Consider the following 18,211-nt stretch of genomic DNA (forward strand, 5'->3'; position numbering starts at 1 on the left):
CTGTCACGGTCGGGCGTGCGGGTCGACGATGCGGTCGAGCGCGTGCAGATCGGAATCGAGGGTATAGAACACGCGCAGTGTGCCGAGGAAAGCGAACAGCCCGCCGACGCAGAGCCCGACGATCGAGGCGAGCACCGTCTGTTGCTGGGTCGGATGGAGGAATGCCACACCCGCGGCGACGCCGAACAGCGGGACCGAGGCGGCGATGCCGAGGTAGATCCGGCTGCGGCGCGCCAGCCGGCGCAACTGGCTCGATTCCGCAGGGGAGCTGTGCCCCGCGGCGACCAATCCCGGGTAGTACCAGCGCAGTACGAAGAACGTCACCGGGAAATAGGTGTAGACGACGGCGACCGCGGCCGCGACGAAGTGCGAGGCGATCAGGTTGAACAGCAGCCCGGCGGACAGATCCGCGATGTCGTGCAGCTTGATGAGGAACACCAGCAGCGCGAGCGTCCACCCCGTGAACGAGACAGCGGCGATACGGTCGCTACATGCAAGGGTGTCCGCTCGCGCCTTGGCCAGGGTTTGCTCGTCGTAGTGCTTGCCGTGCCGCAGCCCATAGGGCACCAAGAACACCAGCCGGCACCAGTACAGCAGGATCGCGACTCCCACCGGATAGCCGACAGCCCCCGCGATCAACCCCAGCTCGGTGAGTTGCGCCTGCCCATCGACGCCGAGCTCCATGTCGAGCAGGTTCGTATTGTGCGCCGACAGATACAGGACGCCGAGCAGCTGCCCGAGCGCGCTCGACAGTGTCACCACGGGCATCGGCCGCATCCGCAACCGTCCGCGCAGACTGCGTGAGGGTGGGTCGACGAGGTCGCGGGCGGTGCGGTCCAGGGTGAGTTCGAGGTGCTGGGCGAGATCGGCGCCGCTGGCGTAGCGATCGTCGCGGTCGGGGGACAGGCAGCTCAGCAGTGCGTGGCGCAGGATCTGCGGGCAGTCCGGTGGCGCGGTGGCTGCCAGGCGCTCGTCGATCGGCTGACGACGCAGTTCGATCATCCTGGTGAGTGAGGTGTCGGATTCGGCGAGCCCGAGCTCGTCGGTGAACGGGAGCCGCCCGGTGAGCAGTTCCCACAGCACGACCGCGAGCGCATACAGGTCGCTGCGGGTATCGAGGTCGGCGGCCGTGGTGGGGATGGTGGGATGGCAGGCCTCGAGCTGTTCGGGGGACATGTAGGCCAGTGAGCCGCCGAAGTAGGCGACCGGACTCGCTCCCGGAATGTGGGTGCTGAAGCTGATATTGAAGTCGGCGAGCTTGGGGTGTCCGTCGGCGGTGAGCAGGACGTTGGCCGGTTTGATGTCGCGGTGCAGGACGCCTGCGCGGTTGGCGTAGTCCAGGGCGGTGGCGAGTCGGCTGCCCAGCCAGGCCACGGTTTCGGACCAGCTCAGCTTGGCCAGGTCGGCGCGGGTGAGCGAGGGTTGCGGGGTCAGTACCCCGCCTGCGGTGACCGCGGCGTCGACCGCGTCCAGCAGTAGTTGGCCGGTGCGTTGCGCGGGGGGAGTGCTGCGGACCAGGCGCAGCACACCGAGCAGGGTGCCGCCCGGCACGTACTGCATGTACATCAGCTTGAGGTGTTGTTCCTCGATCTGGCGCTGGTCGAAGACGCGCACGATGTGCTCGTGGTCCAGTTGGGCGAGGGTCTGCGGTTCGCTGCCCCGGTCACGCGAAACCTTCACTGCCACAAGCCGTTGCATGGACCGCTGCCGTGCGAGGAACACGCGGGCGAACGCACCTTGGCCGAGGGCGATCAGCAGGTCGAAGTCGTCGATGGTGGCGCCGGGGGCGATGGTGTCGAGTGCGTTGCTCGTTGTCGCGTCGGAGAGCAGCGTGGTGCGGAAGTTCTCGGCGGAGTGGCTGCCGAAGTCGAGCTGGGTGGCCAGTTGCGCCATCTGGGCGGCGAAGTCCTGCTCGTATTCGTTGAGGTCGAGTTCGTCGTCGGCGCGGCGGCTGCGTGCGGTGATCTCCTCGTAGATGAGGTCCGGTGGTAGTGGGGCAGCGTCGAGTTCGGGGAACTGCGCCCGGTATTCGGCGAGGCGTTTGCCGGTGCGGGTCTCGCGCCAGCGATGCTGCAGGTCCACCTTGATCAGCTCGATGAGGGCCGAGCGTCGCAGCCCGCTCTCGGCTGGCAGATGCGCAGCGAGGTCCGGTGGTTCGTCGGCGTCCTCCCAGGCGCTGTCGAACTCGGCAACCAGTCGCGTCAACGCGGTTTGCGTCGCCGCCACTCGGTCCATCTCCATGTGGCCCACCCGATCAAATGGCTTCCCGAGCCCCTACCCGAGGATAAACGATCACCTGCGCTGGGGCCGCTGAATTATTCGTGACCGCAGGTTTTGGGGGCATCGATGGTCGCCGGGCATCACATGCAACAAAGTGTTGCGCTTCATGGGATGGTCGGTTAACGTCATACGCAACAAAAGGTTGCGAATCGAAGGAGTCGACATGGAGTACGGACAGATCGAGCGGACGATGTACGTCGAGGCCACACCGGAGGTGGTCTACGAGGTCATCAGCAGCCCTGCACATCTCAAGGAGTGGTGGCCCGACGACGTGGCCCTGGAGCCGGTTCCCGGTGCGGTCGGTGAACTCGTCTGGGGGGAGCGCGGTACGCCGGACGTGCAGATCGTCCCGATCACGGTGGTCGACGCGCAGCCGCACCGGTTGTTCTCCTTCCGCTGGACCCATCCGGCCGAGGAGCCCGCCGGCGTCGGCAATTCTCTGTTCGTCACCTTCGAACTCGTGCCCTCCGGTGACGGCACCTCGGTGCGGATGACCGAAACGGGTTTTCGCGAGATGGGGTGGGAGATCGCCGCGCTCGAAAAGGAATACAGCGAGCACGTCAAGGGCTGGGACTGGTTCCTGCCGAGGCTCGTCCAGTGCGCGGAACGGCTGGTCGCGCGCCGATGAGCGGTGTCGTCGACGACGATCTGTGGTCCGCCATAGGGGACCCGACCCGGCGTCGCATGCTCGATCTACTCCTCACCGACGGTGAGGGGACCGCTACCAGCCTCAGTGAGCGACTACCGGTCACCAGGCAGGCCGTCGCCAGACATCTGGGCGTACTGGACCGGGTCGGGTTGGTACACGGCACCCCCGAGGGCCGGGAACGGCGCTACCGGGTCGACGACGCCCAACTGGCCCGTGCGGTCGCGCAACTCAATGCCGTCGGATCCACCTGGGACGCACGGCTGCAGCGCATCAAGCGCATCGCCGAAGCCATTCAACGCAGCAAACAGCAGTAATCGAGAGGGATCGACATGGTGGATATTCTGCACAGGGTCGGGGTCGAGTCGGCGTCGGTGGACGACGTCTATGCGGCCTTGACCTCGATCGAAGGCCTGGCCGGCTGGTGGGCGAGTGATACGAAGGGGGACGCGAACCCCGGGGGAGTCATCGAGTTCCGGTTCACCGCAGGTGGATTCGATATGAAGGTCATCGACCTGCAGCCCGGCAAGCGGGTGCTGTGGGAGGTCGTCGGCGGGCCCGAGGAATGGATCGGCACCGAGGTGGTGTGGGATCTGAAGGAAGAGGAAGGGTTCACGATCATCCTGTTCCAGCACCGGGGCTGGAAGGAACCGGGTGAGTTCATGTATCACTGCAGCACCAAGTGGGCGATCTACCTGATGAGTTTGAAGCAGCTGGTCGAGACCGGAACGGGTGCGCCGGACCCACGCGACGTGCAGATCAGCAACTGGCACTAGGGGATAGCGGGGGACCTGCCCATGTGGATGGGTCCCCGTACCTCTCGCTTCGATCGCTCCGGAAAGCTCGCCCGGAATCGATATCTACGGCATACTGACCAAGGCAGCAGACCTTCTGACAGGTCTGGGCTGCGGCGCCGAGAGCGGCCCGCATTGCCCACGCTCGGTTCGCAATCCTCGCGGCGAGCGCCTCTCTTTCCCGGTCGTCCCGGACACCGGACTCTTCGTATCTCTCTCTTTCGAGATCGATCGATGCTGCCTTGTGTCAATCAGCCCGCAGACAACGGGCTCAACCATGCCATGAAACGGAGCGAAAGCTTATGGGTACCTTCGGAATTACCGACGGCAGAGAGCGAGCGGTCATCGAGAACATGCTCGATCTCAACCGCGAAGCACTCATCGCGAGCGTCCGCGGACTGTCCGAGGAGGATGCCCGGCGTCGACTTGTTGCGTCGTTGACGACTCCGATCTCGTTGATCAAGCATGCCGCGGCGGCGGAACGGATCTGGTTTCAACGGTTCTGGGCGGAGCTCGATGAATCCGAGTGTGATGGGTACTCGGGCCGTGACGAGGGGACGTTCGCGGTCGCCGACGATGAAACGCTGGCGGAGGTCATCGCCGAGTATGAGCGGGCAAGCCAGCGGTCGCGGGAGATCGCGGCCCGGTTCGAGCTCGATGACACCAAGGACAATCCTCGGGAGGGGAAGGTCAGCATGCGATGGACCTTGCTCCTTATGATCCAGGAGTTCGCCAGGCATGCGGGGCATGGCGATATCCTGCGTGAGCAGATCGAGAAGGGCATACCGGAGCAGTCGAACTTGTGAACGTACTGTTCGGGTACCGGCGTTGTGGAGCGGCAGGCGGGCCAGCGTATCGACGCGGCTCGCCCCGGGCTCGACACCGGGCCATGCGGCGGGAGCTGCCGAGCTTCGCGACAGCCGGGGAGCGGGCTGCGGTCGATCACGTCTGAGGTAGATGTCGGTTAGTTGACATAATGTTGATTATCGGCACAGAAACGGGTGCGGATAAAGGTGGCCTGTACCGGGCAAAGTCGTTGATATGTGCGATGTTTCGTCGACGCTTGCTCCAGTCCACCCGGACTCCTCGGGCCCCTGCTCGATGCGGCCGTGTGTTGCGCGGGCGGAAACGTGTCGATCTCCCCTTGGTCGGATTTTCGCCGATGTAAATATTCCGGTCTGCGCCCGTTTCGAGCGGAAAGTATTGAGCGGGTTCTGGATTGGGTATTTGCGACCTCTCCCCTAGGTGCACCGCCCTACCTTCAAAACGTCACAGTGACGATTCGAAGGTAGGGCGGTGCACCTCGAATTCTGTTGGAGGTCAGCCACTCCGGTCACATTCCGTTGCCGATACCGTAGTAGCCGCCGAGTAGCCGCCGACGGCGCTCGCTGTCTACGTCGGTGTCGGCGATGGTCGGCTTGGTCGTCGCGGCATCCTGATCCGGCTTGTCGCTGTTCTTGCGGAAGATGCCCATGGCGTTCCTTTGCCTTCCTGGCTGGTGACTTCGTTGTCTGCCAGTGTTGTTCGGCCGTGCCTAGTCTCGCATCGGTCGCAGGGATAGTCCGCCTACGCCGCGGCGGGTACGTTTCGCGGTGGTGATCTCAGGGTTCAGGTCAACCTGGCATGCCACCTGTGGGGCCAGATGTTATTGACTGGCTCTGTTTTCAGATGCCAGTCGTCGGTCATGCTGATCCGGTGTTGATTCGCCGGTTGGTCGCGCTGTATGTCGGGTTGTGGTTGTACGGGTTCTCGATGGCTGTGATGGTGCGGGCCGGGCTCGGGTTGGATCCGTGGGATGTGTTCCATCAGGGTGTGGCGCACCATGTGCCGATCAGTTTCGGTGCGGTGACGGCGGTGACCGGGATTGTGGTGCTGCTGGCCTGGATTCCGTTGCGGCAGCGGCCCGGTCTGGGGACGGTGAGCAATGTGGTGGTCATTGCTGTCTCGGTCGATGTCGGGTTGTGGTTGCTGCCCGCTTGGAAGGCGATTCCGGCGCAGGCGGGTGCGATGGGTGCGGCGGTGGTGCTGAATGCGATTGCCACGGTGTTGTACATCGGTGCCGGGATGGGTCCTGGCCCGCGTGATGGACTGATGACTGGACTGGTTCGTCGGACCGGTGTGTCGGTGTGGGTGGTGCGGACTGTCATCGAGGTGACGGTGTTGTCGACCGGCTGGTTGCTCGGCGGCAGCATCGGGATCGGCACGCTCGTCTACGCGTTCGGGATCGGTCCGCTGATCCAGCTGATGATCCCGGCGGCGAATCGGTACCTGCCGGGCTTTCACGTGAAGCCGACGGATGAGCCCGTCACCGTCACCGCCTGAACTTCAAGATCATGGGGACTTGACGCTGTCGGCTACTCGCGAAATGCCAGCACCATGTCCCCATGATCTTGTACCGGGCTGCGCCTCGAGGTGATGGCGGACTCCCCCGCCGCCCTGACTGCTGACAGGAACCCTGCCGCAAAACGTCACTGTGACGTTAAGTGGGGTGTGGGCGGGTCCCTATAGTTCCGTAGATTCCGTGAGTTTCGCCGGTTCGGCCGGTTTCGCCGGACGCCACCACCGCCAGGCGCGCCCCATCATCACCAAGACGAACACGATGACGGTATGCAGCGCCCACAACGCCAGCCACGGCCGCAGGAATCCCGCCTCGGTGTACTGGCCGCGCTCGCCGACGCAGTACAGCGAATAGTTGGTGCTGCGTCCTTCGGAGTCGTGGAAGGTGTCGGAGACGACGATCGGTTCTGTGAACGGTGCCTCGCAGAACAGTGGTGCGGTCAGCTCGGCTTCGCCGGGCCAGATGGCGATCGGAAGCAGGCAGCCGAGGATGCCGGTGAAACAGACGATGACGGCCAGGGTCGCCAGGATCCTCGGGGACTGTCGCGGGGCGTCGTCGGAGAGGTGCTCGTCCACCCGATCCGATCGATACTCTTCGCTCATAGGTGCTGCGTCCGTAAAAATGTTCCGGCACGGTCGAATTGGGCGACCATCGTGGTGCGTGGTGAGGTGACGTGGACGCTCAGGAGAAGGTCGGCGTCGACGCGGCTGACCACGATCGACGAGACATGTCCATTCTCCACACCGGTCTGGGTGAGCGCGGTGTCGACGACCTCCTCGAGCCTGAGCAGTCCGGAAACGTCTCGGACGTCGAATGATTCGCTGTCCAGGTTGTCGAAGGCGGATACGTGCACCGGCGTGGGGCCGTGCAAGGTTCCGTTGGCGAAGGTGTAGTCGTCCTGTTGATCCGGCCGGCCCGGCACGCGGATACGCACATGGACGGCGCTGTCTTTGATGGCGAGATTCTTGTTCTCCGTGAGGAGTCGGTCGACCTGTGGTGATCGGACCTGCACGGTGAGGCTGTGCGACTCCGGTGCGGTGAGCAGCATGACGCTCGCGTGGATGTCGGGGGTGCCGAGGCGTTGCCGCAGGGTGTCGATGGCGGCGGCGGGCAGGGCGGAGACCAGTCCGCCGCCGCGGGCCTGGATGGTCTTTTCGAAGTCGGCGCGGTCGACCGCGCCGATGCAGCCGGTGGTGACGGCGATGAGGAGCGCTCCGAGTGTGGCCACGAGGCAGGAGCGACGGTGTGGCATGGGCTGCATCGTATAGCGCTGGGGTGTCGGGAGATTGGTGTCGGTGTGGATGCTAGGTTCACCAGCACTGGGCGCTCGTCCAGTTGGGTCGGGCTGGCTGGTGTGGAGGCATGGTGCGGAAGACGTCGCGAGTGGTGATCGCGTGTGCGGCAATGGGTGTGGTGTTGCCGGTGAGTGGAGCTCCGGTGGCGTCGGCGGCGTCCGGATTCGGTGAGTATGTCGCGCTGGGTGATTCGTGGGCGGCCGATGCGTCGCTGACGCAGGCGACGGGCGAATTCGCGCCGCTGGGGTGTTCGCAGAGCCGGGGTAGCTATGCCAAGCAGGTGGCGGCCGCGTTGGCGGTGCCGGTGTTCCGGGATGCGACGTGTGGTGGGGCGATGACGGTGAACATGACCGCGCCGCAGCAGGTCCCGTTCGGGGTCAATCCCCCGCAGTTCGATCGGCTCACCCCCTCGACCGATCTGGTGACCCTCGAAATCGGTGGCAACGATGCGAAGTTGGCGGTGACGGTGCAGCAGTGCCTGACCGCCGACCCGGCCGTATCGCCGTGCCTGGACACGCTCGTCGCCGGCGACGTCGACCAGATGTCGGTGAACATCGCCGCGGCGGAACACAAGGTGACCGCGTCGATCGAGGGGATCCGGCAGCGCGCACCCCGGGCACGCATTCTGCTGCTGGACTACTTCGAGGGCGTCAGCACCGGCCCCGGCTGCTTCCCCACCGTGCCGATCTCCGACGCCGACGCGGACTGGTTGGGTCGCAAGCTCATCGAGTTGAACGCGATGCTGGCACGCGTGGCCCGAGCAACCGGCGTCGAGCTGGTCGACACCTACAGCACCAGCTCCGGCCACGACGGCTGCCAGCCGCCCGGTACCCGTTGGGTCGAAGGTCTGGTCCCGTGGTCGAGCAACCCGCCGGGCCCGGCGGTGCCGTTCCATCCCAACCAGCTCGGTGCCGACCATCAGGCGCGCAGCGTGCTGGCGGTGCTGGGGCGGTAGTCCCGAAGTCCAGGCCGCCCGGCAGTTTGCGGGCCTGTGGTGCGTGGCCTGCGGTCGAACAGTCGCCCTTCGCCCAGCTGTCTCACGAGTGGCACACGGCGGTGTACCCCTCTCGGCGTTTGACACTGCCATGTGCCACTCAGGTCGGGCGTTCGGGTGAGACGGTTCAGGCCGACCACATCGGGGTGCGCTGCGGCGGTTCGCGGATCTGGTCAGTGCTGGGCTCAGGCCGGGGCGGGCAGGCTGCGTCTTTGCTGCAGCGCATAGGACACGCGCGGTGCTCAGGTGTGCGACGGTCCGGGAGCAGTCGCGCAACGTTCGGGCAGTCGCTGATTGTCGCGAGGACAGCGGTGATCGGTGACCGTAAAGTTCGGCGCATGGCGTTCCAACTCGAATTGCGACCGACTCCACCGTTGCAGTTGACTCCGGAATGCTTGGTGCACACCGGGATCGCGCGTCTGTTCGTGACCGGCATGCTCGTCCAGGGTTCCGGAGCTCCACCCGAACAGTTCGGTTTCTTCATCCCCACCGCGACGCCGCTGCCCGTGACCGCCGCCGAACCGCAACTGCTGGCCGAGGCCCATCTGATGACCGGGATCGCCACCTCGACCTCCGGCAACTTCCCGTTCGGTGTCGAGCACGTCCAGGCTGCGTATCTGCCGGACCCGCGTGGCGGTACCGATCGCTGGTTGTATCTGAGTGGGGCCGCGCACGTCGGGCGGGAGATCCGCCTCGGGTATCGAGTTACCGTGGTGTCGGTGTGACCACTGATCACAGCCCTACCCGTGTCGACGCGTACAGCAGGTTACTGCGCAGTCGATGCCCGCGCCGCTATACAGACCTGCCCGCTTGCGAAGACCGCATACCTCATGAATGACGCGCCGGTCTCATTGCTGCGCATGGAAGGAACATCTTGATGCGGACCTTGTATGTCGTCGCGCATCCGGAGTCGACTCATCACGTCGACGGGCTTGTCGGCGGCTGGTACGACTCACCACTCACCTCGGCGGGGTTGCGTGCCGCGACGAAGATCGCGGTGGCGTTGCGCAGTGCCATCCCTGAGCAGGACGCGGTCGAGGTGCACTCCTCGGATCTGCAACGGGCCGCGCAGACAGCCGACGTCATCGGTGAGCAGTTGCGTGTTCGGCCGGGGCTCGATGCTCGGTTGCGAGAGAAGTCTTACGGTGCGGCTGAAGGCAAACCGCAGGAATGGTTGCGGCAGCGGTTCGTCACCCCGCCTGCGGTCGGCGAGCGACTGCGGCACGATGAGGGCATTGCAGGGTCGGAGACCATGTACGCGTTAGGTGCGCGTGTCTATGCGGCGATGGACGCGATCATGTTGAGCGACTGCGCACATCAGATCGTTGTGACACATGGCGGCGCGATCACCTTCGCGGTGGCGTCGTGGACGAAGTTGCCGATCGAATCGCTCTCTTACGCCAGGTTCAACGGCCCGTCCGGCAGCATCACCGAACTCCGCGAGGACGACTACTTCCACAACCGCCAAGTCGTACGGCTCGGCGACACCCGGCACCTCAGCTAGCCGGCACCGCCGTCGTCGCGTTCTCGTCCACGGCAGGTTCGGCGGGCGCGCGGGTGACCGTCACCCAGGTGTTGTTGACCGCGGCGTTGCCGGAGAACGTGTCGGTCAGTGACGGGTCGTGCAACAGGTTGACGTTCGCGCCCGGCAACGCCGCCGCCACCGACCAACCCACACCGGGCTCTTGATGACCCCACCCGTGCGGTATCGCGATGGTGCCCGCGCGGATGTCGTCGCTGACTTCCAGGGGCACCACGATCGCACCGATCGGTGAGGTCACCGTGACGGGTTCACCGTCGGTGAGTCCGCGGGCGGCGGCGTCGGTGGAGTGCATGAGCGCGGTGCAGCGGTCCCGTCCCTTCACCATGGCGGGGACGTTGTGCAGCCAGGAGTTGTTGCTGCGCAGGTGCCGGCGGCCGATCAACTTGAGGTCGTAGCCGTCGGCCGGAGTGGTGAGCGCGTTACCGGTACGGGCGTCGTCGAGCACGGTGCGCGCGGCGGCGAGGAAATTCTCGGGTGCCAGGTGCACCTTGCGGTCCTTCGTCCCGAGCAGCGCGCGCAGCCGGGGCTTCAACGGACCCAGGTCGATACCACCAGCGGAGGCACGCGCCTTGGCGACCGATAGTCCCTTGCGGCCGCGTCGTAGTGCCCCGTACGGACCGGCAGCCACCCCGGCCGTCGCCAACCGCACGGGACTGAACTGCTCGAACAGCGTGTTGAGCGCGCGCGTGGTGAAGCGCCGGGCCGGTATCGGGACCAGTTCGGTGATCAGTCGCGCCAGGATCTGCCAGTCTTCGAGTCCGTCGGCGGGTGGGTCGAAGACGCGGGCGTCGTAGCGAAGGTTGTTGCGCACACTGAACACTGGGAACAGGATGTTGACGTCCTCGCGTTCGAGCGGGGAGATCGGCGGCAGGATGATATTGGCATGTCGCGTGGTTTCGTTCACGTACATGTCCACTGCCACGTAGAAGTCGAGCGAGTCAAGGGCCGCTCCGAGCCTGCCGCGCTGCGGTGTCGACAGTGCCGGATTGCCCGCGTAGGTGATCATGGCCCGGATCTGCCCGTCACCCTCGGTGAGGATCTCGTCCGCCAGTACCGCCACCGGCAGTTCGGTGCGGAACGACTTGTAGGTGCCGGAACGATCCGTCCACGCGCCGTAACCCATCGGCAGATACTTCGCGAACCGGGCCGCGTCGATCGGCGGTGTCGCGAACATCTGCCCACCGACCCGGTCGAGGTTCCCCGTCACCGCGTTGATCGTGTTCACCAGCCAGTGGGTGAGTGTGCCCGTCACCTGCTGGCACACACCGATTCGCGCGTACAGCACCGCAGACGACGCGGCGGCATGCTCACGGGCGAGCATGCGGATGGTGTCCGCGTACACGCCGGCGTGCGGGGCCATCTGCTCCGGTGTCGCCTCGGCGACCAGGGTGCGCAGGTGCTCCCAGCCGGTGCACTGTGCGCGGATGGCGTCGTCGTCACACAGGTTCTCGGCGATCAAGACGTGCAGCATCGCCAGCAGCAGATACACATCGCCGCCCGGGCTCACCGCAACATGCTGATTCGCCAGCCGTGCGGTCTCGGTCCGCCGCGGATCGATGACCACGACCTTCCCGCCACGACCCCGCACATCCTTGATGCGCTGCTTGGCGTTGGGCATGGTGGTGATCGACCCGTTCGACACCGCCGGATTCGCGCCGAGGATCACCAGCCGGTCGGTGCGGTCGATATCGATGACCGGCATCAGCACATTCGACCCGAACATCCGCCACGCCACGAACTCCTGCGGGAACTGATCGATCGACGACGCCGAGAAGAAGTTCCGGGTCAGCAGCACCGCGCGCAGCAACGCCCCATAGATGACCGACGAGCTGTGTGCCGCCGGATTTCCCAGATACATGCCGATCGCGCTCGGCCCATACGTGCTGCGCACCGCCCGCAACCGCTGCCCGATCTCCCGGAACGCCGCATCCCAGCCGATCGGCTCGAACCGGTCACCGACCCGGCGCACCGGTGTGCGCAACCGATCCGGATCGTGGTGCAGCCCGCCCATCGCCGTGGCCTTCGGGCAGATGTATCCCTGCGACAGCACGTCCGCCGGATTGCCCTCGATCCGCGTCACCTGCGGCCCCTCGACGGTAACCAGGATTCCGCAGTGTGCCTCGCACAGCGTGCACTGCCGGGCAATGGTCGTAGCACTCATAGTGTTTCGCCTTCTGCCGTTCGCTTGCCACAGGCTACCAAGCAAACCGTAGGTACCACTATGTTCGCGGTGCATCGGGTTGGCATGAACGTGCCACGGGATTCGGCCTCGGTGGTGTCTTACTCGGCATGGCAGCCGCTGTCGTCGCCGCATCCGTATCGGGCGTCTTGACGCACCGTGCACTCTCATGACGCACGCTGCAGCATCAGTCAAGAGCACGCAACCGACGTCAAGTGGGCGAGAGGCGACGCGCTGGCCGTGGTGGCCAGCGAGTCGGGGTGGGGGTGGTCACTGCGCTCAGCGGCCTGGAGGGACTTGACGTTGTTGCCGAAGGTCCAGTTGCGGGAGCCGTCCCAGTTGATGGACCAGGTCATCAGGCCTTGAGGGAGTTGGCGGGGCCGGTGCCGTAAGGCGTCGGCCGGATCGGTGAGCGGGCCGATCACCTTGCCGAAATGGTCAGGAGCATGGACGAACGAGCTGTCCACAATCCCACCGCCGCAGTCGGCGGTCGGGCCGCAGCGGCCTGGCCGAGACAGGTCTGGGTTGTCTGCCGAAGGCGGCCGCATTTGCCCACGCGGTTCGCAATTCACGTGGCGAGCGTTTCGCTATACCGGTCCGCCTGGCACCGTGAGTACGCGGAGCGCGGCTCGACCGTGCGGACCTCGGCGGGTCAGCCGGTGGGTTGCGGTCAGCCGTCGTCCTTGATGCCGCCGGTGTTGCGCGGACCTCGACTGCCGTCGAGAAGTTGGCGGTCCACGTCGGTGGGCACTGGCTTGTGGGCACTGGCGCGGCGGCCGTCGAGCAGGTCCGGGGCGGTATCTGCCCTCGGGCCCTGCTTGGTTGCCAACGCTCCGAAGAGGACGTGCCTCTGGCGGTTCTGCTGACCCGGCCTCCTCGCTGCGGCCGGACATCCCACCGCCCAGCGATTCATGACGCGCGCTCAACCCCGGGGAGGACCTGCTTCGGCAGAGCCTGCACGACTACACCTGCGGCCACGAAGGTGCGGGCGCGAGACTGCTCGCTTGGGGTCCGTTTGGAAAACGCGCCGTCGCAGGCCCATTCGGCGCTCATGTTGCGCGCGATGCAGACATGCACGCACTGCATTGCGCCGACCCGAACAGCCTTGGCGCGCTTGATAATTCATCGTCTGCACCAGGGGTTCCACGTGAATCAGGCTGACCGCGAACCCTTGTGTGACAGGACAGGGCTCAGGTGTCCGCCAGACGATGCAAGGTGGTTAGCCCGAGTGCTGAGCAGCGCTGAACACTCGGGCCGACCGGAGGTGTGCTCCCCCACCCGAAGCCCTATCAGCAGACGGGTTCCTCGTCGGGTTGCTTCGCCTCGAGGTGGACGGTGCCCAAGTCATAGGGCGTCTGGCTGTTGATGTATTTGTCGGGCACGGGGAACCTGATCCGTCGCTGGCATGGCGTGGTGGTGACGCAGGCGGTGTAGACGTGGATTTCCGGGCTCATCGTTGTCAATCGATCGACTTGCAAGGTGACCATGAAGGTGCCGTCGGCCGCGGGGAACGCTGTTCGTGCATCGTCTTGCGAGACCCGCTTGTTGACGAGTCGCACAGTGGACTCTTTCGACGACGACGGCTGATCGGCGCGGCGCAGCTGACCCTTGACCGTGACGGACTGCAGGCCCATGCGGGCCTTCTCCGCCAGGTCCATGACGGTCGCGCCCAGTGGTGCAGCAGCAGCGGTCCCGGGAAGCCATGCGATAGCGGAACTCACGGCGAGGACAGCGATTACGGAGTGGCGGTAACGCATTGTGAAGTCCGATCTGTGGCAGGGACGGGACAACGCGGAGCGGGCACCAACGTTCCTCGCTTTCCCTGGCTGGACAGTGCCGTTTCGGCCGATCCGCTATCCCGCCACGCCGAAGGCCGGGCCGCGAGGTGCGGCTCTGCGGGGGCAGGTCGGCGGTGAGGCTTCATCGGGACGCCGCCGACCGAGGTACCGGCCCAGCGGCGGCGTGCTGGTGGTCAGCATCGCGGCCTTCCTGATCGCGCTGGTGCCGGCCAACCGCGGCGATGCCAGGTGCGCCAACCGACGTCGAAAGCGCGGTGCGATTCCGACCGCGGCGCCCAGGCGAGGCCAGGTCCCCGCCGCACGAATCACCCCGGCCGATAGGGTCGGGTAGTGACGTGGACGGTGGGCTTCGACCTGGATATGACGCTGATCGACTCGCGACCGGGCGTCAGCCGAGCGATCGACACCCTCGCGGCGGAGTTCGACCTCCCGATCCGCGGCACCGATTTCGCAGACCGGCTCGGACCCCCGCTGGCCACGCTGCTCGTCGAAGTGGGCGCGCCGGAGGAGCTGGTTCCCGCGCTGGTCACCCGCTACCGGGAGCTGTATCCCAGAATCGTGTCCAGCATCCCCGCGATGCCGGGCGCCGACGCGGCATTGGCCGCGATCGAGGACCGCGGCGGGCGCGTGCTCGTCGTCACCGGCAAGCATGAACCGCTGGCCCGGTTGCACATCGACGAACTCGGCTGGCGGATCGACCATCTCGCCGGCGACCTGTGGTCCGCGGGCAAAGCCTCGGTGCTGAAGCAGGAGCGCGCAGGCATTTTCGTCGGCGACCACATCGGCGACATGCGCGGCGCGCAGGCGGCAGGGGTTCTTGCTGTCGGCGTCACCACCGGCCCTTGTGACGCCGCGGAACTGCGTGCCGCGGGCGCGGACGTGATCCTCACCGACCTCACCGAATTCCCGCAGTGGCTCGCCGAGGAACTCGGTCCGATCGCCGACGCGGGCTAGCCGAAGCGGCGTGGCGCACAAGGAATTCCGGACACTTGCACCGTCAGTTTCCCGCTCGCTAGCCTGCACACCAGTCGCCCACCCCCGGCGCGCATTCCGAGAGGAGCAACGAACCAATGGACCGTTTCACCGACAGGATCGCCGTGGTGACGGGCGCGGCACAGGGCATCGGCGCGGCCACCGCGCTGCGACTCGCCATCGAGGGCGCCGCCGTCGCGGTACTCGACCGCAACACCCCCGACGACACCCTCGAACAGATCGCCCGCGCGGGCGGCACCGCACGCGGCTACATCTGCGACGTCACCGACCGCGACTCCGTGCAGTCGGTGTTCGACCGGATCGCCACCGACCTCGGCGACCCGCACATCCTGGTGAACAACGCGGGCATCACCCGCGACGACCTGTTCTTCCGCCTCGCCGAGGACGACTGGAACGCCGTACTCTCGGTCAACCTGACCGGCGTCTACCACTGCACCCAGGTCGCGCAGAAGTACATGGTCGCCCAGCGCTACGGCAAGATCGTGTCGCTGTCGAGCCGTTCAGCCCTCGGCAACCGAGGCCAAGCCAACTACGCCGCCGCCAAAGCAGGCATCCAAGGCCTCACCGCCACCCTCGCCCTCGAACTCGGCCCCTACAACATCAACGTCAACGCCGTCGCCCCCGGCTACATCGCCACCGCGATGACCGCCGCCACCGCCGACCGCGTCGGCATGACCCCCGAAGACCACCAGCAATCCGTCGCCGAACGCACCCCCCTCGGCCGCGTCGGCCAGCCCGAGGAAGTCGCCGCCGTCATCGCCTTCCTCGCCAGCGACGAAGCCTCCTACGTCAGCGGCCAAACCCTCTACGTCAACGGCGGAGCGCGCTGACCAACGGGACATCCGGGCGGCGCTACTCGCACAATGGCGCCCTCATGTCCCGTTCGGCAGCACCGCGCGGGTCTACCGGGACCTGAGGGCGGGTTGTTCCCCGCTCGCCGACGGCAGGCGGGGTGACGAACCGCTCCCGTAACCATTCCTGCGGTTTGCCTTTAGCCGCACCGTAAGACTTCTGCCGAAAACCGCGCATCCAGGACCGGCCCGACACAACTGCCCGCCCGCTGGAGGTCAAGCCCGGGTCTCCGTCGGTCGCAGTAACCTCGGCATCGCTGCTCGGTGGAGCTGGTCGGCCGTGGATCTGATGAATCAGCACCAGCAGTGTTGCGGGCCGAATGGCCGTCGGAGGGGACCCGCCTGATAAGTCCGCGCGATGCCGACATGTGTGGCTCGTGCAATCGCCGCGGAGCTGGTCGAAGCTATCTGGCCGTGGCGGGGGTAGTGCTGAGCTGTTCAGCTCGGCCGAGCCAACTTCGAGAGCAGTTGGCGGGCCGCGGATCCTCCGGATGAATCGGCGCCAGAAATGCTGCGGCCCAAACCTGGTGAGTTCACCACGGGATCGGACCTTCCCGGTCGAAGTAACCGCCAGTAGGTCCATCGGGCCCCAGTTGGGCCAGCGTGACGATGGCGTCAGTACCTTCGGTGAGCGTCTGATACCCGGCATGACCGTTGAAATCGGTTGCGGTGTAACCGGGATCGGCGGCGTTGACCCGCATGCCCGGTAGTGCTCGCGCGTACTGCGAGGTGATCATGTTCAGCGCCGACTTGGACGAGGTGTACGGCAAATTCAGCAGGGCCGATTCGAGCCTGGCCGGATCGGAGGTGATGGTCAGCGAACCCATCCCGCTCGACACCATCACGATCCGCGGCTGCGTCGCCGCACGCAGCAACGGCAGGAACGCGTGGGTTACCTCGACGGGTGCGAATACGTTGGTCTCGAAGACCGCACGGAAATCCGTGGCCCGCGTGTCTTCCGGAGCATGGAACGCACCCGAAATGCCCGCGTTGTTGATCAGCACATCCAACGCCGACGCCCGCGCACCCACCGCCGCGATCGACTCCGTCGAGGTGACATCGAGCGGCACGAATTCGACATTCAACCCCGCTTCGGCGAGCTCGACCCCCGCCCGCTTACCGCGCTCGGCATCGCGCGCACCCAGAAACACCTGCCACCCCAATTCGCCGAGCCGGCGGACGGTCTCGCGACCCAGCCCCTTGTTCGCTCCGGTCACCAGAGCCGTTGTCATTGCGTTCATGCACTCAGCCTCGGCGCCCGCACCCCGGCCCACCAGGGCCGAATTGTCCTGGGACCAGCGGTACCACCCCGCGCCGTGCCCGCTGCGGGATGATCGAGCGATGGACCGCTCCGAACTCGCCGCGCTGCTGCGACAGGCCCGCACCCGGATAAAACCGCGCGACGTAGGCCTGCCCGCGGGCACGCGCCGTCAGGTACCCGGACTACGCCGCGAAGAGGTCGCCCAACTCGCCGGCGTCAGCGTCGACTACGTGGTCCGCCTCGAACAAGGCCGCGGACCACACCCCTCGACCGCCGTGCTCACCGCCCTGTCCCGGGCACTGCGACTCGACGACAACGACCGCGACCTGCTGTTCCGCCTCGCCGGATCCGCACCACCGCAGGCCGGCCGGATCGCCCAGGTCGTACGGCCGAGCGTCCTGCGACTACTCGACCGGATGGTGGACCTGCCGACACTGGTCATGTCGGCCAAAGGCGATGTGCTGGCCTGGAATCCGATGGCCGCCGCGCTGCTCGGCGACTTCTCCGCCGTGCCGCCCGCCCGCCGCAACATCATCCGGGAATGCTTCCTCGGCACCGAACCCGGCCGCGTCCGCTTCACCCCCGAGGAACTGCACTCGGTCGGCGCCTACGGTGTCGGCACCCTGCGCAGCGCCAAGGCCCGCTACCCCGACGACCCCGACCTCGACCGACTGATCACCGAACTGCGCACCCACAGCAGCGAATTCGAACAACTCTGGCACGAACGCCCCTCGGTCCAATGGCGCAGCGCCACCAAAACCATCGACCACCCCGAACTCGGCACCCTGGTTCTGGAATGCGACACCCTGCTCGTCCCCGACGCCGACCAAACCGTCGTCGTCTACTCCGCTGCTCCAGACACCCCCGCCGCCTCCGCCCTGGACCTGCTCCGCATCACCGGCACCCAACAATTCACCGACCACACCTGAGCACCCCGCGCACGCCACATCCCGTGGCGATCGCGACTTCAGCGGCGAGAGCGGCGAGAGCGGCGCCGAACGCGGTGATTCGCGCCCACCGTTCGACCTTCTCCGAGTTCGCTGCCGGCGTCGCAGGCGTGGGCGGTTGATGCGGCGGTATCGGGCGCCGCAGTGTGCGGCCGTGGACGGCTCCGCGACGTCGACGAGCCGGCGATGTCACCCCGGTTCCCATCAGGTCGCCCCTTTCGGGCACCGATTACGGTTCGCATCACCTCGGGCCGACATAAACCAATGGCAGGCAGCGCATCACGCGCCATC

The 18,211-nt window shown here is 66.2% G+C and carries 20 protein-coding genes; 11 read left to right on the forward strand and 9 right to left on the reverse strand.

The window, feature by feature from the left end:
• Positions 1-3: 3 nt before the first annotated feature.
• Positions 4-2,241 (reverse strand): serine/threonine-protein kinase, encoded by a 2,238-nt coding sequence (locus IBX18_RS09400; RefSeq protein ID WP_194833320.1) that lies wholly within the window; start codon positions 2,239-2,241, stop codon positions 4-6.
• 202 nt (positions 2,242-2,443) lie between these two features.
• On the opposite strand from IBX18_RS09400, the gene IBX18_RS09405 reads away from it, so the two are divergent.
• The 4 genes from IBX18_RS09405 to IBX18_RS09420 all read left to right on the forward strand — a co-directional run bounded on the left by IBX18_RS09405 (position 2,444) and on the right by IBX18_RS09420 (position 4,526).
• Positions 2,444-2,908, forward strand: coding sequence for an SRPBCC domain-containing protein (locus tag IBX18_RS09405; protein WP_194833321.1), 465 nt, complete (start codon positions 2,444-2,446; stop codon positions 2,906-2,908).
• Complete coding sequence (locus IBX18_RS09410; protein ID WP_107656705.1) at positions 2,905-3,243, forward strand: metalloregulator ArsR/SmtB family transcription factor; 339 nt, start codon at positions 2,905-2,907, stop codon at positions 3,241-3,243. The genes IBX18_RS09405 and IBX18_RS09410 overlap by 4 nt, the downstream gene beginning before the upstream one ends.
• 15 nt (positions 3,244-3,258) lie before the next feature.
• Positions 3,259-3,702 carry an SRPBCC domain-containing protein gene (locus IBX18_RS09415; protein WP_194833322.1) on the forward strand — a complete coding sequence of 148 codons (444 nt, stop codon included), beginning with the start codon at positions 3,259-3,261 and terminating at the stop codon, positions 3,700-3,702.
• 320 nt (positions 3,703-4,022) lie between these two features.
• The gene (locus IBX18_RS09420; protein ID WP_194833323.1) at positions 4,023-4,526 is read left to right on the forward strand and encodes a DinB family protein; all 504 of its coding nucleotides are present in this window, start codon (positions 4,023-4,025) and stop codon (positions 4,524-4,526) included.
• A 527-nt stretch (positions 4,527-5,053) separates the two neighbouring features.
• Here IBX18_RS09420 and IBX18_RS09425 read toward each other — a convergent pair.
• Positions 5,054-5,194 (reverse strand): hypothetical protein, encoded by a 141-nt coding sequence (locus IBX18_RS09425; RefSeq protein ID WP_194833324.1) that lies wholly within the window; start codon positions 5,192-5,194, stop codon positions 5,054-5,056.
• Positions 5,195-5,388: 194 nt separating this feature from the next.
• On the opposite strand from IBX18_RS09425, the gene IBX18_RS09430 reads away from it, so the two are divergent.
• Positions 5,389-6,042, forward strand: a complete 654-nt coding sequence (locus IBX18_RS09430) for a YitT family protein (protein WP_194833325.1) — start codon at positions 5,389-5,391, stop codon at positions 6,040-6,042.
• 180 nt (positions 6,043-6,222) lie between these two features.
• On the opposite strand, the gene IBX18_RS09435 is transcribed toward IBX18_RS09430, so the two are convergent.
• The gene (locus IBX18_RS09435; RefSeq protein WP_194833326.1) at positions 6,223-6,660 is read right to left on the reverse strand and encodes a hypothetical protein; all 438 of its coding nucleotides are present in this window, start codon (positions 6,658-6,660) and stop codon (positions 6,223-6,225) included.
• A complete protein-coding gene (locus IBX18_RS09440) occupies positions 6,657-7,310 on the reverse strand; it encodes a hypothetical protein (protein WP_194833327.1) in 654 nt (217 codons plus the stop codon). Before IBX18_RS09440 ends, IBX18_RS09435 begins: the two co-directional genes overlap by 4 nt.
• A 110-nt stretch (positions 7,311-7,420) precedes the next feature.
• Here IBX18_RS09440 and IBX18_RS09445 point away from each other — a divergent pair, with 110 nt between their 5' ends.
• The 3 genes from IBX18_RS09445 (at position 7,421) to IBX18_RS09455 (ending at position 9,851) form a co-directional block, all read left to right on the forward strand.
• A complete protein-coding gene (locus IBX18_RS09445) occupies positions 7,421-8,308 on the forward strand; it encodes an SGNH/GDSL hydrolase family protein (protein WP_194833328.1) in 888 nt (295 codons plus the stop codon).
• A gap of 377 nt (positions 8,309-8,685) precedes the next feature.
• Positions 8,686-9,072, forward strand: a complete 387-nt coding sequence (locus IBX18_RS09450; protein WP_194833329.1) for a hypothetical protein — start codon at positions 8,686-8,688, stop codon at positions 9,070-9,072.
• 152 nt (positions 9,073-9,224) lie between these two features.
• Positions 9,225-9,851, forward strand: a complete 627-nt coding sequence (locus IBX18_RS09455) for a histidine phosphatase family protein (protein WP_194833330.1) — start codon at positions 9,225-9,227, stop codon at positions 9,849-9,851.
• On the opposite strand, the gene IBX18_RS09460 is transcribed toward IBX18_RS09455, so the two are convergent.
• The 4 genes from IBX18_RS09460 to IBX18_RS09475 form a co-directional block, all read right to left on the reverse strand.
• On the reverse strand, positions 9,844-12,051 hold the full coding sequence (locus tag IBX18_RS09460; protein ID WP_194833331.1) for a molybdopterin oxidoreductase family protein: 2,208 nt from the start codon (positions 12,049-12,051) through the stop codon (positions 9,844-9,846). The two genes, IBX18_RS09455 and IBX18_RS09460, sit on opposite strands and share 8 nt — an antisense overlap.
• Before the next feature lie 209 nt (positions 12,052-12,260).
• Positions 12,261-12,536 carry a hypothetical protein gene (locus tag IBX18_RS09465; RefSeq protein WP_194833774.1) on the reverse strand — a complete coding sequence of 92 codons (276 nt, stop codon included), beginning with the start codon at positions 12,534-12,536 and terminating at the stop codon, positions 12,261-12,263.
• Between the two features lie 203 nt (positions 12,537-12,739).
• Entirely contained in the window at positions 12,740-12,898 is a 159-nt protein-coding gene (locus tag IBX18_RS09470; RefSeq protein ID WP_194833332.1) for a hypothetical protein, read from the reverse strand.
• A 460-nt stretch (positions 12,899-13,358) separates the two neighbouring features.
• Positions 13,359-13,727, reverse strand: a complete 369-nt coding sequence (locus IBX18_RS09475; RefSeq protein ID WP_194833333.1) for a hypothetical protein — start codon at positions 13,725-13,727, stop codon at positions 13,359-13,361.
• 471 nt (positions 13,728-14,198) lie between these two features.
• Between IBX18_RS09475 and IBX18_RS09480 the strand changes: the two genes are divergently transcribed.
• Complete coding sequence (locus IBX18_RS09480) at positions 14,199-14,822, forward strand: HAD family hydrolase (protein WP_194833334.1); 624 nt, start codon at positions 14,199-14,201, stop codon at positions 14,820-14,822.
• A 116-nt stretch (positions 14,823-14,938) separates the two neighbouring features.
• Positions 14,939-15,691 carry a 3-oxoacyl-ACP reductase FabG gene (gene fabG, locus IBX18_RS09485; RefSeq protein ID WP_194833335.1) on the forward strand — a complete coding sequence of 251 codons (753 nt, stop codon included), beginning with the start codon at positions 14,939-14,941 and terminating at the stop codon, positions 15,689-15,691.
• Positions 15,692-16,245: 554 nt separating this feature from the next.
• Here fabG and IBX18_RS09490 read toward each other — a convergent pair.
• On the reverse strand, positions 16,246-16,953 hold the full coding sequence (locus IBX18_RS09490) for an SDR family oxidoreductase (protein ID WP_194833336.1): 708 nt from the start codon (positions 16,951-16,953) through the stop codon (positions 16,246-16,248).
• On the opposite strand from IBX18_RS09490, the gene IBX18_RS09495 reads away from it, so the two are divergent.
• On the forward strand, positions 16,952-17,902 hold the full coding sequence (locus IBX18_RS09495; RefSeq protein ID WP_228540622.1) for a helix-turn-helix transcriptional regulator: 951 nt from the start codon (positions 16,952-16,954) through the stop codon (positions 17,900-17,902). The two genes, IBX18_RS09490 and IBX18_RS09495, sit on opposite strands and share 2 nt — an antisense overlap.
• Positions 17,903-18,211: the final 309 nt, after the last annotated feature.

This window comes from Nocardia sp. XZ_19_369 (genome assembly GCF_015355715.1).
Classification (GTDB): domain Bacteria; phylum Actinomycetota; class Actinomycetes; order Mycobacteriales; family Mycobacteriaceae; genus Nocardia.

What these genes read in the sequence shown, in the direction of transcription:
- IBX18_RS09495 (WP_228540622.1), top strand. Translation starts at nt 16,952, where the DNA reads ATGCACTCAGCCTCGGCGCCCGCACCCCGGCCCACCAGGGCCGAATTG.
- IBX18_RS09400 (WP_194833320.1), bottom strand. Translation starts at nt 2,241, where the DNA reads ATGGAGATGGACCGAGTGGCGGCGACGCAAACCGCGTTGACGCGACTG.
- IBX18_RS09405 (WP_194833321.1), top strand. Translation starts at nt 2,444, where the DNA reads ATGGAGTACGGACAGATCGAGCGGACGATGTACGTCGAGGCCACACCG.
- IBX18_RS09450 (WP_194833329.1), top strand. Translation starts at nt 8,686, where the DNA reads ATGGCGTTCCAACTCGAATTGCGACCGACTCCACCGTTGCAGTTGACT.
- fabG (WP_194833335.1), top strand. Translation starts at nt 14,939, where the DNA reads ATGGACCGTTTCACCGACAGGATCGCCGTGGTGACGGGCGCGGCACAG.
- IBX18_RS09445 (WP_194833328.1), top strand. Translation starts at nt 7,421, where the DNA reads ATGGTGCGGAAGACGTCGCGAGTGGTGATCGCGTGTGCGGCAATGGGT.
- IBX18_RS09430 (WP_194833325.1), top strand. Translation starts at nt 5,389, where the DNA reads ATGCCAGTCGTCGGTCATGCTGATCCGGTGTTGATTCGCCGGTTGGTC.
- IBX18_RS09475 (WP_194833333.1), bottom strand. Translation starts at nt 13,727, where the DNA reads ATGGACCTGGCGGAGAAGGCCCGCATGGGCCTGCAGTCCGTCACGGTC.
- IBX18_RS09425 (WP_194833324.1), bottom strand. Translation starts at nt 5,194, where the DNA reads ATGGGCATCTTCCGCAAGAACAGCGACAAGCCGGATCAGGATGCCGCG.
- IBX18_RS09410 (WP_107656705.1), top strand. Translation starts at nt 2,905, where the DNA reads ATGAGCGGTGTCGTCGACGACGATCTGTGGTCCGCCATAGGGGACCCG.
- IBX18_RS09460 (WP_194833331.1), bottom strand. Translation starts at nt 12,051, where the DNA reads ATGAGTGCTACGACCATTGCCCGGCAGTGCACGCTGTGCGAGGCACAC.
- IBX18_RS09420 (WP_194833323.1), top strand. Translation starts at nt 4,023, where the DNA reads ATGGGTACCTTCGGAATTACCGACGGCAGAGAGCGAGCGGTCATCGAG.
- IBX18_RS09490 (WP_194833336.1), bottom strand. Translation starts at nt 16,953, where the DNA reads ATGAACGCAATGACAACGGCTCTGGTGACCGGAGCGAACAAGGGGCTG.
- IBX18_RS09435 (WP_194833326.1), bottom strand. Translation starts at nt 6,660, where the DNA reads ATGAGCGAAGAGTATCGATCGGATCGGGTGGACGAGCACCTCTCCGAC.
- IBX18_RS09440 (WP_194833327.1), bottom strand. Translation starts at nt 7,310, where the DNA reads ATGCCACACCGTCGCTCCTGCCTCGTGGCCACACTCGGAGCGCTCCTC.
- IBX18_RS09455 (WP_194833330.1), top strand. Translation starts at nt 9,225, where the DNA reads ATGCGGACCTTGTATGTCGTCGCGCATCCGGAGTCGACTCATCACGTC.
- IBX18_RS09415 (WP_194833322.1), top strand. Translation starts at nt 3,259, where the DNA reads ATGGTGGATATTCTGCACAGGGTCGGGGTCGAGTCGGCGTCGGTGGAC.